Annotated in this window: 16 protein-coding genes; 3 read left to right on the top strand and 13 right to left on the bottom strand. The window is 57.7% G+C overall.

The genetic code is table 11. The features are described 5' to 3' along the window. Positions 1-12: 12 nt before the first annotated feature. Genes cysC through cysG form a run of 4 tightly spaced genes read right to left on the bottom strand, consistent with a single transcriptional unit; the run spans position 13 to position 4,379 of the window. Positions 13-618 (bottom strand): adenylyl-sulfate kinase, encoded by a 606-nt coding sequence (gene cysC, locus MKS11_RS02755; RefSeq protein ID WP_002915158.1) that lies wholly within the window; start codon positions 616-618, stop codon positions 13-15. Then, complete coding sequence (gene cysN / locus MKS11_RS02750) at positions 618-2,045, bottom strand: sulfate adenylyltransferase subunit CysN (RefSeq protein WP_004205589.1); 1,428 nt, start codon at positions 2,043-2,045, stop codon at positions 618-620. Before cysN ends, cysC begins: the two co-directional genes overlap by 1 nt. 9 nt (positions 2,046-2,054) lie before the next feature. Further along, a complete protein-coding gene (gene cysD, locus MKS11_RS02745) occupies positions 2,055-2,963 on the bottom strand; it encodes a sulfate adenylyltransferase subunit CysD (RefSeq protein WP_002915160.1) in 909 nt (302 codons plus the stop codon). A 9-nt stretch (positions 2,964-2,972) separates the two neighbouring features. Beyond that, a complete protein-coding gene (cysG, locus tag MKS11_RS02740; RefSeq protein WP_165455571.1) occupies positions 2,973-4,379 on the bottom strand; it encodes a siroheme synthase CysG in 1,407 nt (468 codons plus the stop codon). Positions 4,380-4,625: 246 nt separating this feature from the next. On the opposite strand from cysG, the gene MKS11_RS02735 reads away from it, so the two are divergent. Further along, entirely contained in the window at positions 4,626-5,672 is a 1,047-nt protein-coding gene (locus MKS11_RS02735) for an aminopeptidase (RefSeq protein ID WP_017899183.1), read from the top strand. Positions 5,673-5,739: 67 nt separating this feature from the next. Here the strand turns inward: MKS11_RS02735 and cysH are convergent, their stop codons facing one another. The 3 genes from cysH to cysJ all read right to left on the bottom strand — a co-directional run bounded on the left by cysH (position 5,740) and on the right by cysJ (position 10,084). Further along, positions 5,740-6,474, bottom strand: coding sequence for a phosphoadenosine phosphosulfate reductase (gene cysH / locus MKS11_RS02730; RefSeq protein WP_004205586.1), 735 nt, complete (start codon positions 6,472-6,474; stop codon positions 5,740-5,742). A gap of 98 nt (positions 6,475-6,572) precedes the next feature. Continuing rightward, positions 6,573-8,285: an assimilatory sulfite reductase (NADPH) hemoprotein subunit gene (gene cysI / locus MKS11_RS02725; protein ID WP_004205585.1), complete on the bottom strand. Its 1,713-nt coding sequence runs from the start codon at positions 8,283-8,285 to the stop codon at positions 6,573-6,575. After that, complete coding sequence (gene cysJ, locus MKS11_RS02720) at positions 8,285-10,084, bottom strand: NADPH-dependent assimilatory sulfite reductase flavoprotein subunit (RefSeq protein WP_087770883.1); 1,800 nt, start codon at positions 10,082-10,084, stop codon at positions 8,285-8,287. The genes cysI and cysJ overlap by 1 nt, the downstream gene beginning before the upstream one ends. Positions 10,085-10,400: 316 nt before the next feature. On the opposite strand from cysJ, the gene queD reads away from it, so the two are divergent. Further along, positions 10,401-10,766 (top strand): 6-carboxytetrahydropterin synthase QueD, encoded by a 366-nt coding sequence (gene queD / locus MKS11_RS02715; protein WP_162825595.1) that lies wholly within the window; start codon positions 10,401-10,403, stop codon positions 10,764-10,766. A gap of 40 nt (positions 10,767-10,806) precedes the next feature. Here queD and queE read toward each other — a convergent pair whose 3' ends face one another. Continuing rightward, entirely contained in the window at positions 10,807-11,478 is a 672-nt protein-coding gene (queE, locus tag MKS11_RS02710) for a 7-carboxy-7-deazaguanine synthase QueE (protein ID WP_049004707.1), read from the bottom strand. 478 nt (positions 11,479-11,956) lie between these two features. Here queE and MKS11_RS02705 point away from each other — a divergent pair, with 478 nt between their 5' ends. Beyond that, positions 11,957-13,066: an SDR family oxidoreductase gene (locus tag MKS11_RS02705; RefSeq protein WP_004205581.1), complete on the top strand. Its 1,110-nt coding sequence runs from the start codon at positions 11,957-11,959 to the stop codon at positions 13,064-13,066. Positions 13,067-13,129: 63 nt separating this feature from the next. Here the strand turns inward: MKS11_RS02705 and eno are convergent, their stop codons facing one another. From eno to rlmD, 5 genes are all read right to left on the bottom strand, one after another. After that, positions 13,130-14,428 (bottom strand): phosphopyruvate hydratase, encoded by a 1,299-nt coding sequence (eno, locus tag MKS11_RS02700; RefSeq protein WP_002915213.1) that lies wholly within the window; start codon positions 14,426-14,428, stop codon positions 13,130-13,132. 81 nt (positions 14,429-14,509) lie between these two features. Next, positions 14,510-16,147: a glutamine hydrolyzing CTP synthase gene (gene pyrG / locus MKS11_RS02695; RefSeq protein WP_004205579.1), complete on the bottom strand. Its 1,638-nt coding sequence runs from the start codon at positions 16,145-16,147 to the stop codon at positions 14,510-14,512. A gap of 280 nt (positions 16,148-16,427) precedes the next feature. Next, positions 16,428-17,219 (bottom strand): nucleoside triphosphate pyrophosphohydrolase, encoded by a 792-nt coding sequence (mazG, locus tag MKS11_RS02690; protein ID WP_087770884.1) that lies wholly within the window; start codon positions 17,217-17,219, stop codon positions 16,428-16,430. A 111-nt stretch (positions 17,220-17,330) separates the two neighbouring features. Next, positions 17,331-19,568, bottom strand: a complete 2,238-nt coding sequence (relA, locus tag MKS11_RS02685; RefSeq protein WP_004205575.1) for a GTP diphosphokinase — start codon at positions 19,566-19,568, stop codon at positions 17,331-17,333. Positions 19,569-19,689: 121 nt separating this feature from the next. Continuing rightward, entirely contained in the window at positions 19,690-20,994 is a 1,305-nt protein-coding gene (gene rlmD / locus MKS11_RS02680) for a 23S rRNA (uracil(1939)-C(5))-methyltransferase RlmD (RefSeq protein ID WP_004205574.1), read from the bottom strand. Between the last annotated feature and the right edge of the window lie 61 nt (positions 20,995-21,055).

Below are 21,055 nucleotides of genomic sequence, written 5' to 3'. Positions count from 1 at the left end.
GCCGCTGCCGTTTCAGGATCTGATAATATCGCTCTGTTGCAGCAGGTCTAATAGTTGGTGCACCAAATTTGTTACCAATTGTTCACCATCCAGATGAATTTCCGCCTTTTCCGGTGCCTCATAGACCGAGTCTATGCCGGTAAAATTGCGTAATTCCCCTGCCCGCGCCTTCTTATACAATCCTTTCGGATCCCGCGCCTCGCAAATGGCCAGCGGGGTATCGACGAACACTTCGATAAAGCGTCCCTCCCCCAGGCGCTCGCGCACCATCTGTCGCTCCGCGCGGTGCGGAGATATAAATGCCGTCAATACAACCAGCCCGGCATCGACCATCAGCCTGGCCACTTCACCGACGCGGCGAATGTTCTCTTTGCGATCCTCATCGCTGAATCCCAGGTCGCTGCACAGGCCATGACGCACGTTATCGCCGTCCAGCAGATAGGTGCTGACGCCGCGCTCATGCAAGGCTTCCTCCAGCGCCCCGGCGACGGTGGATTTACCCGACCCCGAAAGGCCGGTAAACCACAGCACCACGCCGCGATGGCCGTGATGCTGTTCCCGCTGCTGCTGGGTCACAGGGTGGGCATGCCAGACGACGTTTTCGTCATGCTGGGCCATTATTTGCCTCCCAGCAGGTCGCGGGCGTCCCAGTGCGGGAAGTGTTTGCGGATCAGCTGGTTCAGTTCCAGCTCGAAAGCGCTGTACTGCGATGCCGACGTCGACGCCTGCAGGTGCGGCTCGTTGACCATCCCGGCGCCGACGGTGACGTTGGTCAGACGATCGATAAAGATAAGCCCGCCGGTCACCGGGTTTTGCTGATACGGATCCAGCACTAAAGGTTCGTCAAAGGTCAGCTCCACCAGCCCGATGCCGTTCAGCGGCAGAGACTCAACTTCACGCTGGGTCAGGTTGTTAATATCCACCTGGTAACGGATAGCGTCCACGCGGGCGCGGGTCTTCTTACCGGCGATTTTGATGTCGTAGCTCTGCCCCGGGGTCAACGCCTGCTCGGCCATCCATACTACGTCGATGCTGGCGCTTTGCACCGCCGGCAGCGTGGCTTGCGCGTCAACCAGCAGGTCGCCGCGGCTGATGTCGATTTCATCTTTCAGCACAATGGTAATGGCTTCCCCGGCGGCGGCTTCCTGCAGATCGCCGTCGAAGGTGACGATCCGCGCTACGCTCGATTCGACGCCCGACGGCAGCACCTTCAGGCGCTGGCCGACCTGCACGGTGCCGGAGGCGACCGTACCGGAGAAGCCGCGGAAATCGAGGTTCGGACGGTTAACATACTGCACCGGGAAGCGCAGCGGCTGGCTCTCTACTACCCGTTGGATCTCCACGGTTTCGAGGACTTCCAGCAGGGTCGGGCCGCTGTACCACGGCATGTTCGCGCTCTGACTGGCGACGTTATCGCCCTCCAGCGCCGACAGCGGTACAAAGCGGATATCGAGGTTGCCCGGCAGCTGCTCGGCAAAGGTCAGGTAAGCTTCACGGATCTCGTTGAAGCGCGCTTCGCTAAACTCGACGAGATCCATTTTGTTGACCGCCACCACCAGGTGTTTAATGCCCAGCAGGGTGGAGATAAAGCTGTGACGGCGGGTCTGATCCAGCACGCCTTTGCGCGCGTCGATCAGCAGGATCGCCAGATCGCAGGTGGACGCGCCGGTGGCCATATTGCGGGTGTACTGCTCGTGCCCCGGGGTGTCAGCGATGATAAATTTGCGCTTCTCGGTGGAGAAATAGCGATAGGCCACGTCGATGGTGATGCCCTGCTCGCGCTCGGCCTGCAGGCCATCCACCAGCAGCGCCAGGTCCAGTTTTTCGCCCTGGGTGCCGTGGCGCTTGCTGTCGTTATGCAGCGAAGAGAGCTGATCTTCATAGATCTGGCGGGTATCGTGCAGCAGACGGCCAATCAGGGTGCTTTTACCGTCATCGACGCTGCCGCAGGTCAGAAAACGCAGCAGGCTCTTGTGCTGTTGCGCGTGCAGATAAGCTTCTACGCCGCCTTCATTAGCAATTTGTTGGGCAATGGTCGTGTTCATGGCGGCTCCTTAGAAATACCCCTGACGTTTCTTCAGCTCCATCGAGCCGGCCTGGTCGCGGTCAATGACGCGCCCCTGACGTTCGCTGGTGGTGGATACCAGCATCTCTTCAATAATTTCCGGCAGCGTTTGCGCTTCAGACTCCACTGCGCCGGTCAGCGGCCAGCAGCCGAGGGTACGGAAACGCACCATCCGCTTTTCAATCACTTCGCCCGGCTGCAGATCGATACGGTCGTCATCGATCATCATCAGCATGCCGTCGCGCTCCAGCACCGGGCGCTCAGCGGCCAGATACAGCGGCACGATTTCGATGTTTTCCAGATAGATGTACTGCCAGATATCCAGCTCGGTCCAGTTGGAGAGCGGGAAGACGCGGATGCTTTCGCCTTTGTTAATCTGGCCGTTGTAGTTGTGCCACAGCTCCGGACGCTGGTTTTTCGGGTCCCAGCGGTGGAAGCGGTCGCGGAAGGAGTAGATGCGCTCTTTGGCGCGGGATTTCTCCTCATCACGGCGCGCGCCGCCGAATGCGGCGTCAAAGCCGTATTTGTTCAGCGCCTGCTTCAGCCCTTCGGTTTTCATGATATCGGTATGCTTGGCGCTGCCGTGGACGAACGGGTTAATGCCCATCGCCACCCCTTCCGGGTTTTTATGCACCAGCAGCTCGCAGCCATAGGCTTTGGCGGTACGGTCGCGGAACTCATACATCTCACGGAATTTCCAGCCGGTATCGACGTGCAGCAGCGGGAACGGCAGGGTTCCCGGATAAAACGCTTTGCGCGCCAGATGCAGCATTACGCTGGAATCTTTCCCGATGGAGTACATCATCACCGGGTTAGAAAATTCGGCGGCCACCTCACGAATAATATGGATGCTTTCCGCCTCCAGTTGCCGCAGGTGAGTGAGTCGTTTTTGGTCCATAACCGTTCCTTAAGCCAGATTGACCACCGAAGAGTTAAACCCCTCGGCGGATGATGTATGTTGAAACCAGGCGAGCTGCTGATGCAGCTGCACCACTTCGCCGACCACCAGCAGGGCGGGCATCGGGGCGTCTTTCGCCAGGTGTTCGAGTTGTTGCAATGTGCCGGTTATCGTCTGCTGATCGTCGCGGGTACCGCGGGATATCACCGCTACCGGCGTATTGCTGTCGCGACCGTGGGCAATCAGCTGGGCGCTGATTTCCGCCGCCTTCATGGTGCCCATGTAAATCGCCAGCGTCTGTTGGCTCTTCGCCAACAGCGCCCAGTCGAAGGGGGTGCTGTCCGGCTTATAGTGCCCGGTGACAAAGACGGCGCTTTGCGCATAATCGCGATGGGTCAGCGGAATACCGGCGTAGGCCGTCGCGCCGGCGGCGGCAGTGACGCCAGGCACCACCTGGAACGGGATGCCCGCAGCGGCGGCGGCCTGCAGCTCTTCAGCGCCGCGGCCAAAAATAAACGGATCGCCGCCTTTCAGGCGCACGACGGTTTTCCCCGCCTTCGCCGCCTCCACCAGCAGCTGATTGGTTTCATGCTGCGGCACCGAGTGCTCGCCGGCGCGTTTGCCGACGCAAACCAGCTCGGCATCGCGGCGCACCAGCTCGAGAACCGGCTGGGTCACCAGATGATCGTGGAAAACCACGTCCGCCTGCTGGATCGCCTGCAAGCCACGCAGGGTCAGCAGCCCGGCATCGCCCGGTCCGGCCCCTACCAGAATAATTTCACCCGTTTCGCGTTCGGGCTTATCCAGCTCATCCTGCAGCGCCTTTTCCGCCTCCGCAGCGTTGCCCGCCACCATCAGGCTGGCGAAGCGACCGGTAAAGACCCGCTCCCAAAAGCGGCGACGCGCTTCGGTGGTCGTCAGACGGGTTTTGAGATGGTTGCGCCAGTAGCTCGCCGATTCCGCCAGACGCCCGAGGTTCGTCGGCAGCAGCGCTTCGATTTTTTCGCGCAGAATGCGCGACAGCACCGGCGCTTTCCCGCTGGAGGAGATCGCCACCAGCAGCGGCGAACGGTCGACGATAGAAGGGAAAACAAACGAGCACAGCGCCTGGTTATCCACTACGTTGACCAGTCGGTAGCGCGCGTTAGCCGCCGCAAACACCCGCTGGTTAAGCGCCTCGTCCTCCGTGGCGGCAATCACCAGAAAGACATCGTCCACCAGAGCGTCGCTAAATTCCGTCGCCCGCCAGCTAAGCGCCTGGCGCGCCGCCAGATCGGCCAGCGCCGGAGACAACGTCCCGGCGACCACCTGCACCTGCGCCTGGGCTCGCAGCAGGAACTTGATCTTGCGCTCGGCAATCTCACCGCCGCCGATCACCAGTACGGGCCTTTGTTTCAGTTCGGCAAAAAGGGGCAAGTAATCCACGGGGTAACAACTCTCTTACAATCAGCGATACTGCGACTATAGGGTGCGCCTTAGAGCAAATGAAATTACGAAATGGAATGAGTTGTGACACAAAGGAATAACGCGATGGAAATCCAAATATCAAAAAGTGCTTAACACGCTATTTTTCCGCTATTTAAGAGCAATTGAAATTGTTTAACCGCGGTCACAGTTTCATACTGTACGCGTCAAATTGTCTCGTTCGTGTAAGGACCCCTTATGTTTTCCGCGTTGTGCCGCCGTCTGCTTCCGCTGGCGCTCGGCACCGGTTTTGTTTTCGCCGCCGCCCCCGCCTTCTGTGCGCTGGGCGACACCGCCAGTAGTCAGGCTCGCCATATCGCCACCGTCTTCCCGGGACGTATGACCGGAACGCCCCCGGAAATGCTCTCAGCTGACTATCTGCGCCAGCAGTTCGCCCGGATGGGCTATCAGAGCGACGTGCGGAGCTTCAATACCCGCTACATCTATACCGACAGCAACCAGCGTAAAAACTGGCATAACGCCACCGGCAGTACGGTGATCGCCGCCCATGAAGGCCAGTCTCGCCAGCAAATCATCATCATGGCCCACCTTGATACCTACGCGCCGCAGAGCGATAAAGACGTCGAAAACAACCTCGGCGGCCTGACGCTGCAGGGAATTGACGACAACGCAATGGGGCTCGGGGTGATGCTGGAGCTGGCGGAGCATTTAAAGAACGTCCCCACCCGCTATGGCATTCGCTTTATCGCCACCAGCGGCGAAGAGGAAGGTCGTCTCGGCGCGCAAAACCTGCTGCAGCGGATGAGCGAGGCGGAAAAGAAAAATACCCTGCTGGTGATCAATCTCGATAACCTGGTGGTAGGCGATAAGCTTTACTTCAACAGCGGCCGCCGCACGCCGGCCTCGGTACGCAAGCTGACCCGCGATCGCGCGTTGGCTATCGCCCGCAGCAAAGGCATTGCCGCCTACACCAATCCGGGACTCAATCCGGCTTACCCGAAAGGCACCAGCTGCTGTAATGACGCCAGCGTCTTCGACAACGCGGGGATCCCGGTGCTGTCGGTGGAAGCGACCAACTGGTCATTAGGCAAGAAAGATGGCTATCAGCAGCGGAGCAAATCGCGCAGCTTCCCGCAGGGCATCAGCTGGCATGACGTGCAGCTGGATAATCAGCAGTATATCGACCACGCGCTGCCGGGACGGATCGAGCATCGCGGGCGCGATGTCGTGAAAGTGATGCTGCCGCTGGTGAAAGAGCTGGCGAAGGTGGAGAAGAAAAGCTGACGGCTGCAAATGAACACGCGGCATCACCCGCGTGTTCTCTTGCACACCTTTCCCTCAGGAGGCGCTATTAACCCTCGTGCAATCCGCACTCGCGTTTAAGCCCGAAGAACCGGGTCTCTTCTTCTGCCATGCCCGGCTCCCATTTGCGGGTGGTGTGGGTATCGCCTACCGACAGATAGCCCTGATCCCACAGCGGATGGTATTTCAGCCCGTGCTTTTGCAGGTACTGATACACCGTCCGGTTATCCCAGTCGATAATCGGCAACACCTTGAACACCCCGCGCTGGACCGCCAGCACCGGAAGCGTAGCCCGGCTGCCCGACTGCTCGCGGCGCAGACCGGCAAACCACGTCTGCGCGTTGAGCTCTTTCAGCGCCCGGTTCATCGGTTCAACCTTGTTGATCTCATTGTATTTCTCAATGCCCTCAACGCCCTGCTCCCACAGCTTGCCGTAGCGCGCCTCCTGCCAGGCCGCGCTTTCAGCCGCGCGGTAGACCTTCAGGTTCAGCTTGAGTTTGTCCGTCAGCTCATCAATAAACTGGTAGGTTTCCGGGAACAAGTAACCGGTATCGGTAAGGATCACCGGAATGTCCGGGCGGATCTGGTTCACCAGGTGCAAACTCACCGCCGCCTGAATGCCAAAGCTTGACGACAGCACATAGTCTCCCGGCAGGTTTTCCAGCGCCCAGGCCACACGCCCTTCGGCGTCGAGCTTTTCCAGCTGGGCGTTGGTTTCCGCGAGTGCCAGAATGCGTTCCACTTTCGGCAATGCATTAAGCGCGTTTAGATCGAGTACGGACATAAGAACCTCGTTTGCCTGTTTTGCCGGGCGGCACTGCGTTTGCCCGGCCTACGGGTTTTACAGGCCCGGATCGCTACGCGCCACCGGGCACCAGGATGTTACTCCCAGAAATCGCGGGCTGGATCGAGCACCGGGCGAATGATGCCCGCACGCACCGTAAAGTCGCCGAAGCCTTCACCCGCTTCGCGCTCTTTCGCCCAGCGCCCTACCAGTTGGTCTAGCGAGTCGAGAATTTCCGACTCGGTAATGTTCTCCCGGTACATCCGCGGGATGCGGGTGCCGCTGCGGTTACCGCCGATGTGCAGGTTATAGCGACCTGGCGCTTTCCCCACCAGCCCCACTTCCGCGAGCATCGCGCGACCGCAGCCGTTCGGGCAGCCGGTGACGCGGGTGACGATATGCTCATCGCTCACGCCGTGCTTGCTCATCACCCCTTCCACCTTGTCGATAAACGACGGCAGGAAACGCTCGGCTTCCGCCATCGCCAGCGGGCAGGTCGGGAAGGAGACGCAGGCCATCGAGTTTTCGCGCTGCGGGGTGACGGCATTCATCAGGCCATGATCCCGCGCCAGCTTCTCGATCCGCGCCTTCTGATCTTCCGGTACGCTGGCGACGATCAGGTTCTGGTTGGCGGTGATGCGGAATTCGCCTTGATGGATCTTAGCAATCTCCAGCAGACCGGTTTTCAGCGGGCGCCCCGGATAATCCAGAATGCGGCCGTTTTCAATAAACAGCGTCAGGTGCCATTTATCATCAATCCCCTTCACCCAGCCGATGCGGTCGCCGCGCCCGGTGAATTCGTACGGGCGGATCGGCTCAAACTTAATACCTGCCCGGCGCTCCACTTCCGCCTTGAAGGTTTCGACGCCAACGCGCTCAAGGGTGTACTTGGTTTTCGCATTCTTACGGTCGGTACGGTTACCCCAGTCGCGCTGGGTGGTCACGACCGCTTCCGCCACCGCCAGAGTATGCTCCAGCGGCAGATAACCGAATTCGCTCGCCGTGCGGGCGTAGGTTTTTTTGTTACCGTGTTCGATAGACAGACCGCCGCCCACCAGCAGGTTAAAGCCCACCAGCTTGCCGTTTTCGGCGATCGCCACGAAGTTCATGTCGTTGGCGTGCAGATCGATATCGTTCTGCGGCGGGATCACCACCGTGGTTTTAAACTTACGCGGCAGATAGGTCTGACCGAGGATCGGCTCTTCGTCAGTGGTGGCGACCTTTTTCTGATCCAGCCAGATTTCGGCATAGGCGCGGGTGCGCGGCAGCAGATGCTCGGAGATCTTTTTCGCCCACTCGTAGGCCTCGGCGTGCAGCTGCGACTCGTACGGGTTGGAGGTGCACAGCACGTTACGGTTCATATCGTTGGCGGTGGCCAGCGCGTCCAGCCCCACCGAGTGCAGCATCTGATGCACCGGCTTGACGTTCTTTTTCAAAATGCCGTGGAACTGGAAAGTCTGCCGGTTGGTCAGGCGAATACTGCCGTAAATGGTGTTCTCGGCGGCAAACTTATCGATCGCCTTCCACTGGGTGGTGGTGATCACCCCGCCCGGCAGACGGCAGCGCAGGAGCATTGCATGGCGCGGCTCCAGCTTCTGAGCGGCGCGTTCCGCGCGGATATCGCGATCGTCCTGCTGGTACATACCGTGGAAACGGATCAGCAGGAAGTTATCGCCTTTAAAACCGCCGGTCAGACCGTCGTTTAAATCTTCCGCAATGGTGCCGCGCAGGTAGTTGCTCTCGAGCTTCATACGCTCGGCATCGGTCAGTTTACCTTCGACCACTAAAGGCCCCGGATGTTTTTCGCTCATTAGTAGACATCTCGCTGATAACGGCGCTCAACGCGCAGCTCACTTAAAAATTCGTCCGCCGCTTCGGCGTCCATCGCGCCGTATTCGGCAATCACTTCCAGTAAAGTCTGTTCCACGTCTTTCGCCATACGATTGGCGTCGCCGCAGACATAAATGTGGGCGCCATCATTGATCCAGCGCCACAGCTCGGCCCCCTGCTCACGCAGTTTGTCCTGCACATAGATTTTTTGTTGTTGATCGCGGGACCAGGCCAGATCGATACGGGTCAGCAGCCCCTCTTTTACATAGCTCTGCCACTCCACCTGATAGAGGAAATCTTCAGTGAAGTGCGGGTTGCCGAAGAACAGCCAGTTCTTACCTGGCGCCCCGTCCGCTGCTCGCTGCTGCATGAAGGCGCGGAACGGCGCAATACCGGTGCCCGGGCCAATCATGATCACCGGCGTCTCCGGGTTAGCCGGCAGACGGAAGTTGTCATTGTGCTCGATGAAGACGCGGACTTCGCCATCCTCTTCCACGCGGTCGGCGAGGAAGCTGGAGGCGCCGCCAGCCCGGGCGCGGCCTTCAATGTCATAGCGCACCACGCCCACGGTGACATGCACTTCGCTCTCCACTTCCGCCTGCGAGGAGGCAATGGAGTACAGACGCGGCGTCAGCGGGCGCAGCAGACCGATTAACGCCTCGGCGTCCAGCTGCGCCGGGGAGAAACGGACCATATCGACGATCGGCGTCGCGGCGGCATACTGCTGCAGCTGAGCTTTATCGCCCACCAGCGGCAGCAGCGATTCGCTGCGGGTCAGGGTGGCATAGTTCTCAACGATAGCGGCGGTGTTGACCGTCAGCTCAAAATGCCACTGCAGGGCTTCCGCCAGCGGCAGGGTTTTGCCCTCGACGGTTACCGGCTCGTCGCCTTTCAGCCACAGCAGCTCCACCAGCTCTTTCACCAGCTGAGGATCGTTTTGATACCAGACGCCCAGCGCGTCACCCGGCTGATAGCGCAGACCGGAATCACCGAGGTCAATTTCGATATGGCGTACATCTTTTTCTGAATCGCGGCCGGTGATTTTCTGGTTGACCGACAGGGTCGCCGTTAGCGGAGCCTCTTTGGTGTATGGGCTGGTATGAATGTCGTTCACTGCGCCGCTGGCGGCCAGTTGAGCGGGCGCGGCGACCGGCGCACGAGCCTTCAGCACCTCAACGACGCGCGCGCGCCATTCAGCGGCCGCAGCCTGATATTCAACGTCGGCGTCGACGCGATCGAGCAGGCGTTCCGCGCCAAGTTCGGCCAGCTTGCTGTCGAAATCTTTGCCGGACTGGCAGAAGAATTCATAAGAGGTATCGCCGAGGCCAAAGACGGCGAATGCGGTTCCGTCCAGCTTCGGCGCTTTTTTAGAGAACAGAAACTTATGCAATGCGACCGCTTCTTCCGGCGGCTCACCTTCCCCCTGGGTGGAGGACACGACCACCAGCAGTTTTTCAGCAGCAATTTGTTTGAATTTATAATCACCTGCATTCACCAGCTTCACGTTCAGCTTCGCCGCCAGCAGATCGTCACGCAGCGCTTCGGCGACGCGGCGAGCGTTGCCGGTTTGCGAGGCGGAAATCAGCGTGATCGTCGGGACCTCGGCGGCCGGGGCGGGAGCGGCTGCCGCTGCGCCAGAGTGCTGATTCAGCACGCCCCAGAAATAGCCAGACACCCAGGCGAGCTGAGTGGGCGTGAAGTCAGTGGTGGCCGCCTGAAGGCGCGCCAGTTGCTCCGGGTTGAGCGGCAGCAAGTTGGAAGGTGGGGCCTGTGTCGTCATGCGTCGTTTGTTCCAGTAAGCAAAGCTGTTATTCGCACCCTGTCAGCGCGACAAAAACAGAAGAGAATAGAAGGTTAACGGCGGGCATAGTAACAATTAAAGAAGGGATGGAAATAATAAATAACCAAATGGACTAACCGGTTTTAGTTGTAGTTATTAACAACAAAATCGATTAAATAACCATCTGAAATATCGAAACTTTATGGACTTAACCCAGATAAATGTGTCGATTTTCTGTTCAGGGCCGTTTTAGTTAATGCGAAAAAATGTACTTTCCGGTACCCTACGGCGGTTTTTTTCGTCCTGTTGAGAGTCAATGATGTCCACCACGCTGTTTAAAGATTTCACCTTCGAAGCCGCCCACTACCTGCCGCACGTCCCGGAAGGACACAAATGCGGTCGCCTGCATGGCCACTCCTTTATGGTGCGTCTGGAGATAACCGGTGAAGTCGATCCCCATACCGGGTGGATCATGGATTTCGCCGAGCTGAAGGCCGCCTTCAAGCCGACCTACGATCGCCTGGACCACTATTATCTGAACGATATCCCCGGTCTGGAAAACCCTACCAGCGAAGTGCTGGCCAAATGGATCTGGGATGAGATGAAACCGCGGGTGCCGCTGCTGAGCGCCGTGATGGTGAAAGAGACCTGCACCGCCGGCTGCGTCTATCGCGGCGAGTAAGCGAAAAAAAGCCCGGTCAGTATGCTACCGGGCTTTTTTATCAGGCGATATTCAGATATTTATGCGTCTGCATGGACAGGCGCCAGTTACGGGCGATGCAGGTGTCGATACACAAGCGCGTCGCGTCTTCTTTCTGACTGATCGGCTGCAGGGCGATGATCCGCGGTTTGTCATCGCTCAGCGTTTCCAGCAGTTCGTCCAGCGCTTCGATGTCGCGGACGCGCCCTACCGGATGCTTGATCTCATCCGCCCGCTGCAGGGCCTGAGACAGCACGTCATACCCGCCGCGCATGTTGACCTTCGGGGAAACCGTCACCCAGGTGTTGTGGCTGCAAAGCACTTCATGGGTGCCGCTGGTTTCAATCTGACAGCTAAAGCCGTTTTGTTCCAGAAGCGAGGTTAACGGCGTTAAGTCGTGAATGCAGGGCTCACCGCCGGTAATGACCACGTGGCGGGCAGTCCACCCCTGACGACCGATAATCGCCAGCAGATCTTCACTGCTTGCCGGCCCCCACTTATCGCTCTCTTTGGTTTTCGCCAGGATACTGAACAACGACACTTCCCGATCGGTCAGTTTGTCCCAGGTATGCTTGGTGTCACACCACGCGCATCCTACCGGGCATCCCTGCAGACGAATAAAAATGGCAGGCACGCCGGTGAAGTAACCCTCGCCTTGCAGGGTCTGGAACATCTCGTTAATCGGGTACTGCATAGTCATCTCTGTTTAGGGTGATAAACGCTTATTATCGCAGATTTCACTGTCCAGGTCTTGTCCTGCGCTGCGATCGTTTTTCCCTCACGGGGTCGCTTTCTCACCCCGGACGTTATTCATTGTTAATTAAAAGTATGCATCTGTTTTCGTTTATTTCATTAGTGTGGTAAGGATTTAAATAAACAGCGGAGCGTACTGCAGCGAAGAAAGATGTAACAGAAGATGTTTTTCGTGTTATATACCAGAACATAAAAAACGTCAGCGGAAAAATAAAAAACATGTTTAAATACATGCATGTACAAATTGATACATGAAAGAGTGAATTATTTACCTGGTCTGAGAGTCGAATCCAATCCGCCGCCGAAAATAAGCTTAAGCCCCTCTTAATAAAGTCCTGCTGCCCGCCATTTTTTATTTAATCGTCGTTTACTTTGGCCCTCCTAGAATCCCGCAGACCAACCATAATGAGATAGCGTTTATGACCACATTATTCATTACCGGCGTCACCGGTTTTCTGGGCGGCGCGGCGTTAGAGAAAATACTCCATCAGGATAGCCAATTAGATCTGCTGCTACTGGTGCGTGCCAACAGCCCCGAGGCAGGCCTGGAACGGGTCAAGGAAAACATGCGTAAGTTCAACATCGCCGAGGAGAAACTGGCGATGCTGCGACCGCAGCAGATCCTGCTGGGCGATCTCGCCTCTCCGGAGCATTTTCTTAACGATCCGCGGCTTGAGCAAGTCACCCATGTTCTCAACTGCGCCGCTGTCGCCTCGTTTGGCAGCAACCCGCTCATCTGGAAGGTTAACGTTACGGGTACGCTGCGTCTGGCGCAACGGATGGCGCAGGTGGCGGGTCTGCAGCGTTTTCTCCACGTCGGCACCGCAATGTCCTGCTCACCGGAGCCGGATTCGCTGGTCGCCGAGAGCGCGGAGTTTCGGCAGCGCGCCGAGCATCTGGTGGAATATACCCACTCGAAATCGGCCATCGAGCAACTGATGCAGCAGCACTGCCCTACGCTACCGCTGGTCATTGCCCGCCCTTCTATTGTGGTGGGCCATACTCATCACGGCTGCCGGCCTTCCAGCAGTATTTTCTGGGTATTCAGCATGGGACTGATGCTGCAGAAATTTATGTGCGCGATGGAGGACCGAATCGATGTTATCCCGGTGGACTACTGCGCCGACGCCCTGCTGATGCTGCTTAACCAGCCGCTGGCCCACGGCGAGGTAGTGCATATCTCTGCCGGTGAGGAGAACAGCGTGAAGTTTGCCGACATCGACCGGGCGATGGCCCTGGCGCTGGAGCAGGCGCCGGTGGGAGATAAGTACGCCCAGGTGAGTTATGAAACGCTGGTCAAAATGCGTCGCGAACTGAAAGGAATTTTTGGGCCGTGCAATGAGCGACTGATGCTGAAAGCGATGCGCTTATATGGCGCGTTCGCCACGCTGAACGTGCGCTTTAGCAACGACAAGCTGCTAAGCATGGGGATGCCAAAACCGCCGCGCTTTACCGATTACATCGACCGCTGCGTGGAAACCACCCGCGGGCTGTCGATCCCTCAGCAAATGGCCGTCGACTTTAAATAATGGTCGCAGGTATAAAAAAAATGCCAGCCCGAAGGCTGGCATGGTTATTTCACAAGGACAGGATTAAGCCTGGCCTTTGATCTCTTTACGACCATTGAACGGCGCTTGCTCACCCAGCGCTTCTTCGATACGAATCAGCTGGTTGTATTTAGCAACGCGGTCAGAACGGCTCATAGAACCGGTTTTGATCTGGCCTGCAGCGGTACCCACAGCCAGGTCGGCGATGGTCGCGTCTTCAGTTTCGCCAGAACGGTGAGAGATGACAGCGGTGTAGCCAGCGTCTTTCGCCATCTTGATAGCAGCCAGAGTTTCGGTCAGAGAACCGATCTGGTTGAATTTGATCAGGATGGAGTTAGCGATGCCTTTTTCGATGCCTTCTTTCAGGATCTTGGTGTTGGTTACGAACAGGTCGTCACCAACCAGCTGGATTTTGTCGCCCAGTACTTTGGTCTGGTAAGCGAAACCTTCCCAGTCAGATTCGTCCAGGCCATCTTCGATGGAGACGATCGGGTACTGTTTGGTCAGCTCTTCCAGGAAGTGAGTGAACTCTTCAGAGGTGAACGCTTTGTTACCTTCGCCGGCCAGAACGTATTTACCGTCTTTGTAGAATTCAGACGCTGCGCAGTCCATCGCCAGGGTGATGTCTTTGCCCAGCTCGTAGCCTGCTGCTTTAACCGCTTCAGCGATAACAGCCAGCGCTTCGGCGTTGGAACCCAGGTTCGGCGCGTAGCCGCCTTCGTCACCAACGGCAGTGTTCATGCCTTTGGACTTCAGCACTTTCGCCAGGTGATGGAACACTTCAGAACCCATGCGTACTGCTTCTTTCAGGGTCGGCGCGCCAACCGGCTGAATCATGAATTCCTGGATGTCGACATTGTTGTCAGCGTGCTCACCGCCGTTGATGATGTTCATCATCGGAACCGGCATGGAGTATTTGCCCGGAGTGCCGTTCAGTTCAGCGATGTGCGCGTACAGCGGCAGGCCTTTGGAGGCAGCAGCTGCTTTGGCGTTCGCCAGAGAAACGGCCAGGATTGCGTTCGCACCGAAGTTAGATTTGTTTTCAGTACCGTCCAGGTCGATCATGATCTTGTCGATGCCAGCCTGATCTTTGGCATCTTTGCCCAGGATTGCCTGAGCGATCGGGCCGTTTACCGCAGCAACAGCTTTGGTTACGCCTTTACCCAGGAAACGGGATTTGTCGCCATCGCGCAGTTCCAGCGCTTCGCGGGAACCAGTAGAAGCACCTGACGGAGCAGCTGCCATACCGACGAAACCACCTTCCAGGTGTACTTCGGCTTCAACAGTCGGGTTACCACGGGAGTCGATGATTTCACGACCGATGACTTTAACGATTTTGGACATTAGGTTTTCCTCAGTACAAGTTAAACTAAAACTCCAGACAAACAATGCACCCGGATGGGTGCATTGCCGTTCTAACTCTTTTTACTTCGCCTGGCGTTTCTGGTACTCGCTGGCGGCTTTCACAAAGCCGGCAAACAGCGGGTGTCCATCACGCGGCGTCGAAGTAAACTCCGGGTGGAACTGGCAGGCCACAAACCACGGATGGTTCGGCACTTCGATGATCTCGACCAACTGATCATCCCCGGAACGGCCCGCAACGCGCAGACCGGCAGCTTCAATCGGTTTCAACAACATGTTGTTGACTTCGTAGCGGTGACGATGGCGCTCGGTGATGGTCGGCTCGCCGTACAGCTGGCGTACCAGAGAATCCTCATCCAGCTGGCACTGCTGCGCGCCCAGGCGCATGGTGCCGCCCAGATCGCTCTTCTCAGAGCGGACTTCAACGTTGCCATCTTCGTCACGCCATTCGGTAATCAGGGCCACAACCGGGTATTTACAGTCTGGCACAAATTCCGTCGAGTTGGCGTTTTCCATACCCGCTACGTTGCGCGCGAATTCAATCAGCGCAACCTGCATACCCAGGCAAATGCCCAGATAAGGAATATTGTTCTCACGCGCATAGCGCGCGGTGGCGATCTTACCTTCCACACCGCGGTAGCCGAAGCCGCCCGGGATAAGGATAGCATCTAAATCCTTGAGGATTTCGACGCCGCGCGTTTCCACATCCTGCGAATCGATCAGCTTGATGTTGACGGTAACGCGGTTTTTCAGACCACCGTGTTTCAGCGCTTCAATCACCGACTTGTAGGCGTCCGGCAGTTCAATGTACTTACCGACCATGCCGATGGTGACTTCGCCTGCCGGATTGGCTTCTTCATAGATTACCTGTTCCCATTCGGCCAGGTTTGCTTCCGGACAAGTTAAGCTGAATCGTTTACAAATATAATCGTCCAGCCCCTGAGATTTCAACAGGCCTGGAATTTTATAAATGGAATCGACGTCTTTCAGAGAAATAACAGCCTTTTCCGGAACGTTACAGAACAAAGCAATTTTCGCCCGTTCGTTGGCCGGAACCGCGCGATCGGAGCGGCAAATCAGGATGTCAGGCTGAATACCGATGGAGAGCAGCTCTTTCACGGAGTGCTGAGTCGGTTTGGTTTTGACTTCACCGGCGGCGGCCATGTACGGCACTAAAGTCAGGTGCATAAACAGGGTATGCTCGCGGCCGATCTCTACCGCCATCTGACGAATAGCTTCGAGGAAGGGCAGGGATTCGATATCGCCTACGGTACCGCCGATTTCCACCAGCACCACGTCATGGCCTTCGCCGCCAGCCAGTACGCGCTCTTTAATGGCGTTGGTGATGTGCGGAATAACCTGTACGGTTGCGCCCAGATAGTCGCCACGGCGCTCTTTACGCAGCACGTCGGAGTAGATTCGACCGGTGGTGAAGTTGTTACGACGAGTCATCTTGGTGCGGATGAAACGCTCGTAGTGGCCCAGGTCCAGATCGGTTTCTGCGCCGTCTTCAGTAACGAACACTTCCCCATGCTGGATTGGGCTCATGGTGCCCGGATCGACGTTGATATACGGATCCAGTTTCATGATGGTCACGTTGAGACCACGGGCTTCAAGAATGGCTGCCAGGGAGGCTGCGGCAATGCCTTTACCCAGAGAGGATACGACCCCGCCGGTCACAAAAATATAGTTCGTTGTCATGCTGAACCTGAGAAGTTAGGGTAAAACGATGGAATAACCAGGACGGGAAAGTAGTATACCCGAACATGCGTGACGCCACAAACTTTCATTCTTCCCCTCCCCTTCGTTCTTCAAGTTGCACCTGTGTTGCGACCCGAACAACTCGAAGAGGCAGGCTACATGGTGTTTCAACGACATAACGGAAAGAGAAAATAGACGCTTTTGGCGAAATGTTTTTGACGTAAATCAAGCGCTTGTTATTTATAAAATCACACAAATCGCGCTTGATCACGAAAACTCGTTAGAGATCAGTTTCCTGGCGTTTTACCTGTTGCCATACTTCTTCCATGGTATCGAGGTCGACGCCGGTCATTTCCAGGCCGCGGGCGGCGACAATGCGCTCGACTTCGCGAAAGCGCCGCTCGAATTTGCGGTTCGCTTTTTGCAGCGCCACCTCGGCTTTGACCCCTAAATGGCGGGATAAATTCACCGTGGCGAACAGCAGATCGCCCACTTCCTCTTCCAGTTTCGCTTCATCCACCACCGCCTGCTGCGCTTCATGCATCACTTCATCAATTTCTTCATGCACTTTGTCGAGCACCGGGCCCAGCGAGGTCCAGTCAAAACCGACCGCCGAGCAGCGACGCTGGATTTTATGCGCGCGCATCAGCGCCGGCAGGCTATGCGGAATGTCGTCCAGCGCCGAGTGCTGGGCTTTTTCCGCCCGCTCCGCGCTTTTGATCTGCTCCCAGCGGGCCAGGACTTCGCTGCTGTTTCCCGCGGTGGCATCAGCGAAAATATGGGGATGGCGGCGCTCCAGCTTGTCGCTGATGGCGGCGCAGATATCGTCAAAGTTAAAACGTCCCTCTTCCTGCGCCATCTGCGCATAGAACACCACCTGGAACAGCAGATCGCCCAGCTCACGGCGCAGGTCGTCATAATCCTCTCGCGAAATAGCGTCCAGCACTTCATAGGTTTCTTCGAGGGTATAGGGGGCGATGGTGGCAAAGGTCTGCTCTTTATCCCACGGGCAGCCGTTTTCCGGGTCGCGCAGGCGGCGCATGATGCCGAGCAAGCGGTCAATCTGAGTCATGTGACAATCCTGGAAATTCAAAAAAAAGTCGGCCGGATAAGGCGTTTCGACCTTATCCGACGTTGCGAAATTGCCGGATGGCGGCTTCGCCTTATCCGGCCTGGAGACGAATTAACCGCCGTGCAGACGACGCGCGTCGATCACATCGGGCACCTGGTTCAGCTTACCGAGCACCCGGCCCAGCACCTGCAGGTTGTAAATCTCGATGGTCATATCGATGGTGGCCAGCTGCTGACGGGTATCGCTGCGGCTGGCGACGCCCAGCACGTTCACCTTCTCATTGGCGAGGATGGTGGTGATATCGCGCAGTAACCCGCTGCGATCGTTCGCCTCCACCCTGACCACCAGCGAATATCCCGCCGAGTAGCTTTCGCCCCATACCGCATCGACAATGCGCTCCGGGGCATGCGACTGCAGTTCAGCGAGCTGATCGCAGTCGGCGCGATGCACGGAAATCCCGCGCCCTTGAGTGATAAAGCCGACGATCTCATCGCCCGGGATCGGCTGGCAGCAGCGGGCAATATGGTGCATCAGATTGCCAACCCCTTCCACCACCACCCGGCCATTATCCTTGGTGCGGTTCTGCGGAGCATAGGTTTTCTGCTGCAGCTGCTTCAGCGCTGCCGCATCCTGCTCGGCGGCGCTCGGTTTATTGAACTGCGCCTGCAGGAAGTTGACCATCTGGTTGAGACGGATATCGCCGCCGCCGATGGCCGCCAGCAGTTCATCGAGCTCGTTGAAATTGTAGCGCGGCAGCAGGTGCTTTTCCGCATCCTTCAGGCTGATGCCCAGATGCTCCAGCTCATCGTCAAGGATCTGCCGGCCGGCAAGAATGTTTTTGTCGCGATCCTGCTTACGGAACCAGGCGTGAATTTTGGAGCGTCCGCGGCTGGTGGTAACGTAGCCGAGGTTAGGGTTGAGCCAGTCGCGGCTCGGGTTCGGCTGCTTCTGGGTAATAATTTCGATCTGATCGCCCATCTGCAGCTGATAGGTAAACGGCACGATGCGGCCGCCGATTTTAGCGCCGATGCAGCGATGACCGACGTCGCTGTGGATATGGTAGGCAAAATCGAGCGGCGTCGACCCCGCCGGCAGGTCCACCACGTCGCCTTTCGGCGTAAAGACATACACCCGGTCGTCAAAGACCTGGCTGCGCACTTCGTCGAGCATTTCGCCGGAGTCGGCCATCTCTTCCTGCCAGGCAATCAGCTTGCGCAGCCAGGCGATACGGTCCTCATAGCCGCGACCGCCGCTGGTACCCGCTCCCGCGCCCTCTTTGTACTTCCAGTGCGCGGCCACGCCCAGCTCGGCGTCTTCATGCATCTGCCGGGTGCGGATTTGAATCTCCACCGTCTTGCCGCTCGGCCCCAGCACCACGGTGTGGATAGACTGGTAGCCGTTGGGTTTCGGGTTGGCCACGTAATCATCGAATTCATCCGGCAGATGACGGTAGTGAGTATGAACGATCCCCAGCGCGGCATAACAATCCTGCAACCGCTCGGCCACGATGCGCACCGCGCGAACGTCAAACAGCTCGTCAAAGGCGAGGTGTTTTTTCTGCATTTTGCGCCAGATGCTGTAGATATGCTTCGGCCGACCATAGACCTCGGCCTTGACCCCTTCGGCTTTCATTTCTGCCCGCAGGTGGCCGACGAACTCGTCGATATAATGCTCACGGTCGATACGGCGTTCGTGGAGCAGTTTGGCAATACGCTTGTACTCTGCCGGGTGCAGGTAGCGGAAGCAGTAATCTTCCAGCTCCCACTTCAGCTGGCCGATACCTAAGCGGTTCGCCAGGGGAGCATAGATATTGGTGCACTCTTTCGCCGCCAGCACGCGCTCATCTTCCGGCGCGTCCTTGACCTCGCGCAGATGCGCGATACGTTCGGCAAGCTTGATAACCACGCAGCGGAAATCGTCCACCATCGCCAGCAGCATGCGGCGAATGTTATCCACCTGCTCGGAAGATACTGAGTCGGTATGAGTAGCTTTCAGCTGACGGATGGCGGCCATGTCCCGTACCCCGTGAATCAGGGTCACGACCGATTTACCCACGCTCTCCTGCATGACCGCTTCGCTGACGACTTCGCTGTCGGCCAGCGGGAACAGCAGCGCCGCGCGCAGGGTATCGATATCCATACTTAGGGTGGAGAGGATCTCCACCATTTCGACGCCCCGCCACAGCAGCAGGTCCGCCAGCGGGTGTCCTTGCGTTTTTTCGCGACAATAATCCCAGGTTTCGGCTAAGCGCTCACACGACTGCTGGCTGGAAATCCCCAGACTCGCGATCCATTTCTTCGGGTCAAATTCACCAGCTTTATTAAGATGTGCACTTCTTACCGCAACCATTGTCCTCTCCTTAAGGGACCGGCCTGCCGAAGTCGGCAAGCCTCAACTTTCTACATGTCATCCTGCAGGTCACGTCAGCATTGATGGCCGGGGCGGCTCTTCTGCGACGTTGTGAATGACCTTATGTAAGCCTGCGCTCAAACAACACCATTGATTCCAGATGACCGGTATGCGGGAACATATCCAGCATCGCCAGGCGTTGAATCTGATATCCAGCCTGCAACAGGGTTTCGCTGTCTCGCGCCAGCGTCGCCGGGTTGCAGGAAACATACACCACCCGCCGCGGCGCCAGTTTTATAATATGCGGCATCACGCCCGGCGCGCCGGCGCGGGCCGGGTCCAGCAGCACTTTATCAAAGCCGTGCTTCGCCCAGGCCTGGCGGGTGACATCCTCTTCCAGATTTTCATGGAAGAAGGTGACATTGGATAAACCATTGAGGGCGGCATTTTCCCGCCCCTTCTCCACCAGCGCCGGCACCCCTTCCACCCCGACCACGTGGGCGGCGCGAGTCGCCAGCGGCAGGGTAAAATTGCCCATCCCGCAGAACAGATCCAGCACCCGGTCTTCGGGCTGCAGATCCAGCCACGCCAGCGCGGTACGCACCATCTGCTGATTCACGCCGTCGTTGACCTGGATAAAATCCCGCGGACTGAACACTAAGCGTAGTCCGTCTGAGGTATACCATGGCGCTTCGCCGTGAATATGTTCCAGTATCTCGCTTTGCGGCGCGAGGTACAGGGAAAGACCGTGAGTTTGCGAAAAACGTTCCAGTTTTTCCCTGTCAGCGGCCGGCAGCGCAGCGGTATGGCGCAGCACCATTAGTGGGCCGTTGTCCGCCAGCACCAGCTCGACGTGGCCAAGGCAGCGTAATGCGCTCAGCGCGCTTAAGCACTCGCGCACGGCGGGCAGCAGCGCCTCAAGTTGGGGCACCAAAACAGGGCACTGCACCACATCGACGATCGCTTTGTCGCTGGCCTGACGAAAACCCATCTGCAATTGTTGGGTCTTTGGCTGATAATTCAAGCTTAAGCGCGCGCGACGGCGATAGCCCCACGGCTCGCCGGCGATGATCTCATCCACCTCGCGCTTCATCAGGCGCGCCAGCGCGGCGCGTTTACTTTGCTGCTGAAGCGTGATGCTGGCATGCTGCTGTTGGCAGCCGCCGCACACGCCAAAATGGGGGCAGCGCGGCGCCTGGCGCTGCGGGCTGTCGGTCAGACGGCGTTTCACCTGGGCGCGGGCGTACTGCTTTTTGTCTTCCACCAGCACCACCTCAGCCTGCTCCTGCGGCAGCACGCCGCCGACGAACAGCGCTTTCCCCTGGTGGCGGGCCACGCCCTGGCCAAAGGGATCGAGGTCGTTGACTGTAACGGTTATGATCTGGCGCGTCGTCACACGCCGTTTTGCAGAGTAGAATTGCGCCATCGTAGAGAGTTGTCTCAATCAAATAAAACGAGCTCGTTCAGAGCGGCAGCGCCGCGAAGCG

Origin of the sequence: Klebsiella sp. K5-45 (assembly GCF_030128605.1) — a bacterium.
Lineage (GTDB): Bacteria > Pseudomonadota > Gammaproteobacteria > Enterobacterales > Enterobacteriaceae > Klebsiella > Klebsiella quasipneumoniae.
Note: the sequence above shows the minus strand (reverse complement) of the source record. Positions and strands in the feature narration are given on the sequence as shown.